This is a genomic window from Brevibacterium sp. LAARM2_SD2, assembly GCF_057364785.1.
Genome location: NZ_JBNFOM010000051.1, coordinates 1 through 5,816, shown reverse-complemented (window position 1 = coordinate 5,816; position 5,816 = coordinate 1). Strand labels below are relative to the sequence as shown.

General features: G+C 66.2%; 2 protein-coding genes and 2 pseudogenes. 1 reads left to right on the top strand and 3 read right to left on the bottom strand.

From position 1 onward, the window contains the following. Positions 1 to 162: 162 nt before the first annotated feature. A pseudogene (locus AC2W7K_RS17980) lies at positions 163 to 1,955 on the bottom strand (BCCT family transporter). Positions 1,956 to 2,280: 325 nt separating this feature from the next. Here AC2W7K_RS17980 and AC2W7K_RS17975 point away from each other — a divergent pair. Then, positions 2,281 to 3,132, top strand: coding sequence for an IclR family transcriptional regulator (locus tag AC2W7K_RS17975; protein WP_198499053.1), 852 nt, complete (start codon positions 2,281 to 2,283; stop codon positions 3,130 to 3,132). Here AC2W7K_RS17975 and AC2W7K_RS17970 read toward each other — a convergent pair. After that, a complete protein-coding gene (locus AC2W7K_RS17970) occupies positions 3,044 to 4,099 on the bottom strand; it encodes an amidohydrolase family protein (protein WP_198499054.1) in 1,056 nt (351 codons plus the stop codon). The two genes, AC2W7K_RS17975 and AC2W7K_RS17970, sit on opposite strands and share 89 nt — an antisense overlap. Positions 4,100 to 4,167: 68 nt before the next feature. After that, positions 4,168 to 5,414, bottom strand: a pseudogene (locus tag AC2W7K_RS17965) (MFS transporter). Positions 5,415 to 5,816 lie beyond the last annotated feature (402 nt).

The window sequence follows — 5,816 nt, the reverse complement described above, 5'->3', positions numbered from 1 at the left end:
GAGTGAGCCGAACAGCTTGCGCCAGTTGAGTCTGAGATGGCCAAGGCTGCCTTGTCCATCTCAGACTCAACTGGCGCAAACTCGACGGAGGCCGGTGCCGACGGGGCGAACCCGACTGGTCACCCCACCGACCGTCCGCCCGTCCGACCTGCCCGCCGACCCTCAGTCAACGTTCGTCGGCGACCGGCTGCCGGTCCGGCTGGCCAGGGTGCTCTGCCGCTTGGGCTTCGGCTTGGACTTCGATTTCGGCTCGTCGACGTAGGGGTCGCGGAACTCCGGGGCGGGTTCGACGGCCTCGGGGGCGACGACGGTCTCGACCGAATCGTCGTACTCGCTGCTGAACTCGTCGGAGTCGTCCTCGCGGCGTTCGACCTCCTCGGGTGGCAGGACCTTCTTCCAGCGGCGCATGCGCACCCGCGGCAGTGCCCCTGCATCCTCGCGCAGCGCTCTCATCAGGGCGTAGATCTGGAAGTACGCGATGACGAAGAACGGCAGGCCGATGAGGATGATCGTCGATTGGAGCGCCTCGAGCCCGCCCGATCCGGAGAACACGAGCAGCGTCGCCGTGACGACGGCGATCGCGAGCGCCCAGAAGATCCTCTGCGGGAGCGGGTTGAAGTCCTCGTGCCCGTTGTTCATCGTGTCGACGACGAGCGCCGCGGAGTCGACCGAGGTGACGAAGAAGACGACGACGAGGAGGATCGCGACGATCGACACGGGGATCGCCAGCGGGTAGTGCTCGAGGAACGCGAAGAGCGCGCCAGGGATGTCGCCCTGATTGACGACGCGGTCGACGAGGCCGCCGCCCTGGTTGAACTCGATGTCGAAGGAGGCGTAGCCGAAGACGCCGAACCACAGGATCGAGAACGCCGAGGGAATGGCGAGGACGCCGATGACGAACTGTCGGATCGTCCGACCGCGGGAGATTCGGGCGATGAAGATCCCGACGAACGGCGACCACGTGATCGTCCACGCCCAGTAGAAGACCGTCCACGTCTTCTGCCAGCCCGTGTCGGCGAACGTGTCGTTCCACAGCGCCAGCTCGGGCAGCTGCTGGATGTACGTGCCGAGCGATTCGAAGATCCCCCGCGCCATGAACAGGGTCGGTCCGAAGACGATGATGAGGATGAGGAGCAGGACCGCGACGACGATGTTGATGTTCGAGAGCACCTTGATGCCCTTGTCGAGGCCGAGCGAGACGGAGATCGTCGCCAGCCCGCAGACGACGCCGATGATGATGAGCTGCCACAGCGCGCTCTCGGGGATCCCGAGGACCTGGGCGAGCCCGCCGTTGATCTGCAGCGTGCCCAGCCCGATCGACACCGCGACACCGAAGACGGTGCCGATGATGGCGATGACGTCGATCGTCTTCCCGATCGGCCCGTGGATCCGCTCACCGAGGATGGGCTGGAAGATCGAGCTCACCCGCGGCGGCAGGTTGCGCTTGTGGATGAAGTACGCGAAGCACAGCGCGGGCAGGGTGAAGATCGTCCACGTGTGGAGCGTGAAATGGTAGTACGTGAAGTTCATCGCGTCGGCCGCGGCCTCGACCGTGCCCGGCTCGATCCCGGTGCTCGCCCGCGGTGGATCGCCGAGGTGGCTGACCGGTTCCGCGACACCCCAGAACATGAGGATGGAGCCGATTCCCGCGGCGAAGAGCATCGCGAACCAGGCGCCGTTGGAGTGCTCGGGCGGTTCGTCGTCGGGACCGAGTTTGACCCGACCGTACCGGGAGGCCGCAACGTAGATGAGGAAGACGAGGAACACCGTGACGCCGACGATGTAGAACCAGCCGAAGTTCGTCAGCAGCCAGTCCGAGGCCGCCGAGACACCGGTGTCGAGGCGTCGGTGAAGACGATCGTCCCGACGACGAAGAGGATGATCACCGCCGCCGAGGAGAAGAAGATGGCCGGGTTCGTCCGCAGCCTGAGGGCATCGTGCAGTCGCGTGAGCATGCGCAGTACCTTCCGTTGATCACTCCTGCCCACGTTACCGAAGATCACGATATTGACAACAAACTCACTTGTCACAATCAGATCAAGAACGCCCAGGTGGCGGCCCTCGATCCGCGAGTTCGACGGCATCGGAGCGGTTCGACGACGTCCCTGAGATCGTCACGAATTCTTCCCGAGTTCATCCTCAGCGCCGCCCCGCGCACCGGTCACCGGGACCGCGAACCAGGCGACCGCCTCGGCGAGAATTCATCTCCCGGACCTCTCAATCGAGACGTCATCGGCTCTTGGTCTCCCCGACGCGGCTGCATAGGGTTGTGGTGCACTGATGCGGGCCGGCGACGGGATGACGATCATGGAGAACCTCGACCTCCGGGCACTGCCGAGCACGTTCATCCAGTCGATCGACCGGGCGCTGCTGGTGCTCCGGATCCTGCGGGACTCCGCTCCGCTGCCTCTCCAGGAGATCAGCGCGCGGGCCGAGCTGTCGCCGTCGACGTGTCACCGGGTGCTTCAGATGCTCGTCTATCGTGATTTCGCCACTCAGCTCGATGACCGCCGCTACACGGTCGGGACCGCGGTGACGGCACCGCTCAACGTCTCCGACGAGCTCTTCGATCTCCAGCAGCGGGCTCGACGGCCGCTGCGGCGGCTGGTCGATGAGACCGGGGAGACGGGCAATCTCATGGTGAGGACCGGCAGCAGCGTCCGGGTCGTCATCTCCTATGCGGGGGCGACCGAACCGCACGTGGGCAGCCGGGAGAATGCCGTGCTTCCTGCCGCGACGACGGCGGGCGGGCTCGCGCTGCTCGCCCAGCTGCCCGACGAATGGCTCGTGCGGGTGTTCTTCAACGAGCAGATCGACCGGTCCTCCCCCGTGGGCGACCTCTTTCCCACGGCGGCGGACTTCATGCGGATGATGGAGCGGGTCCGCTTCGACGGCTTTGCCCAGGTGTCCGGCTTCACCGAACGCGGGGTCGACGCGATCGGACTCGCCCTGCGCGGCTGCGACAGTGTCGCACCGGTGGCCCTGAGCGTGGCCGCCCCGGAGGTCAGGGCGGCCACGCTCTCATCGCCGCGGGTCCGGGAGGCTATCGCCCGATGTGCTGCGGAGATCGAGCGGCGCTCTGCCCGGCCGGGCGATCGGCCGGGCGATCGGCCGGGTCGCCGCTCGGGCTGAATCCGAACAGGCGCTGCGCATTGCCGGCGGCGATCTTCGCCTTGTCACGGTCGTTGAGTTCGACGTCGTCGAACCACACGGAGGCCTCCTCCATCGACTCGAACGGGTAGTCGGCGGAGAACATGATCCGATCGGCGCCGACCTCCTGGATCGCGTTGAGGAGGGCCGGCGTGCGGAAGTTCCCGCTCGTCGTGAGGTAGAAGTTGTTGCGCAGGTAGTGCCCGAAGGAGTGCTCGACGTCGAGACCGCGCGGGGCGACGGCGAGACGATGATCGGTGCGCCAGATGTTGTAGGGCAGCAGCTCGCCGAGGTGGCCGATGATGATGCTGATGCCCGGGTGCCGATCGAAGAGTCCTGAGCCCATGAGCCGCAGGGCGTGCGTGCCGGTTTCGACGGAGAACGCCCACGACGAGCCGTAGAGCCAGGGGTGCCCGTCGTACTGTGGGCTCTTCGAGACGAGCGGATCGCGGGGGTGGAGGTAGATCGGGACGTCGAGCTCGGCGACCGTCGACCAGAAGTCCGCGTAGCGCGGATCGTCGAGGTAGACGACCGTGTTCTCGTCGTCGACCTGGGAGAAGCCGTTGATGAGAGCGCCGACGAGGCCGAGGTCGCTGACCGCGCGGGTGAGCTCCTTCGTCGCAGCGTCCGGATCCTGCATGGGAAGGGCGGCGAACGAGGCGAAGCGCTCGGGGTTGACCGCGACCTGGTCCGCTGCGTAGTCATTGAGCCGGTGCGCCCAGTCGACAGCCTCGGTGCGTTCGTAGAGCGATTGGATGCCCGGGGCGAGGAGGGAGAGGATGACCTTCTCGATGCCGAGTTCGTCCATCTTCTGCAGGCGCGTCTCGTGGATGTCGAGCAGCGCGGCTCGCCTCTCCGGCCAGGCGTCGGGCGTGAAGTGCTCGGCGGACTGTTCGACGATGTTGGGGTCGGTGGCGCCGAAGTGCTCTTCGAGGGCGATCTTCTTCATGGTGGTCTCAGTGCTCCTCTGCAATGACAGGTGAATGGGTGATGTGGTGCGGGCTGATGCGCGTGGCATCAGGAGGTGTGGGCGGTGTTCGCAGCGGTCGCGCCGGCACTGCTCGCCCCGGCGAGAGCGGCAGTGTCATCGGGCACGGAGAGCGCCGCCCGCCGGATGACGAGGATGAGCACCCCCATGACGGCGGCAGCGAAGATCGCTCCCCCGGCGAAGACGCCGTAGACGGCAGCGACACCTGCTGCGGTGCCGATGAGGAGCCCGCCTGCCTGCGGGGCGAGGACCGCACCGAGGCGGCCCATCCCGAGTGCCCAGCCGAGCGCCGTCCCGCGGATCGCAGCGGGGTACGTGTTGTTGATGGCGCCGATGATCAGGCACATCGACCCGTGCGTGCCGATACCGGCGACGATGAGCAGCAGGTAGGTGACGACGATGGGCAGCTGGTCGGAGATCATCGCGACCATGGCGAGGCCGGTCAGTGCGGTCGCCACGGCTGCCGCTGCCAGGGCGCCGTACCGGGTTCCCGCCCAGGCGGTGAGGATCGAGCCGATGACCGCGCCGATATTGAGGGTAAGGGCGAAAGTCAGCGCCGATCCGAGGTCGTAGCCCTGGGTCTCGAGAAGCCGGGGCAGCCAGATGCCGAGTCCGAACCAGACGAAGAGCACGGCCAGAGCGGCGATGGCGAAGAGCGCGGAGATGGGCGCATACGGCCCGGCGAAAAGGGAGCTCCGGTTCGTCCGATCGGCGCGGGCGCTGGCCTCCTCGGGCCGCGGGAGGGCAGGTACTTGAGGGCGAAGGGGATGATGAGGAGGGAGACGAGGGTGAGGAAGAACATCCATCGCCAGCCGAGAGTGGGGATGACGATGAGGCCGGTGAGTGCGGCGAGGATACCGCCGACGGGGACGCCGGACATCATGATCGTCGCGACGGTGGCCCGCCAGCGCGGTGCGACGAGGCCGGCGACCAGGGCGTTCGAACTCGGCAGCAGACCGCCGAGGCCGACGCCGGCGAGGAATCGGAGCACCCCGAAGAGGACGGGGCTGTCGACGGCGCCGCAGAGGGCGTTGAGGCAGGTGAAGACGATGGTACAGATGATGACGGTCCGCTTCTGACCGAACCGATCACCGAGGCGGCCCCCGAACAGGGCGCCGAGCATCATGCCGACGAACGCGAGCGACCCGAGGGTGCCGATCGATGCGTTCGTCAGTCCCCAGCCGGTGCTCTCGATGAGCGAGGACTGGACGGTGCCGAAGACGATGAGGTCGTATCCGTCGGAGACGACCAGTGTCCATGATACGAAGATCGCCATGATCGGCACGGCTTTGGCACCTGGCGACGAAGAGGCTGACGCAGACTGGTCAGGACTCCGATGTGTACTCATTTCGATCTCTTCTCGATCCTCACCGTTGAGGTGTGCAGCGCAGACTCTCTGCGGCTCCATGCACGCTACGGGGAGGACCACCGCCGGCACAGCGAATCGTTGATCAATTCCACACCGTGAAAATCCTATCGGGTGGTGAATGCGAAAAGGGGGACCTCACCGGTCCCCCACCACCACACCAGCCGACCCAACCAGGACCACCGGCACCCACAGTCGTGAATGCAAAAAGTGGGGGCACCCCCCATAAGGAGTGCCCCCACCAAAAGAATTGCGGCAGTCACTTACTCTCCCACAACCACCAAGTTGCAGTACCATCAGCATGACATGGGC

What these genes read in the sequence shown, in the direction of transcription:
- AC2W7K_RS17975 (WP_198499053.1), top strand. Translation starts at nt 2,281, where the DNA reads ATGCGGGCCGGCGACGGGATGACGATCATGGAGAACCTCGACCTCCGG.
- AC2W7K_RS17970 (WP_198499054.1), bottom strand. Translation starts at nt 4,099, where the DNA reads ATGAAGAAGATCGCCCTCGAAGAGCACTTCGGCGCCACCGACCCCAAC.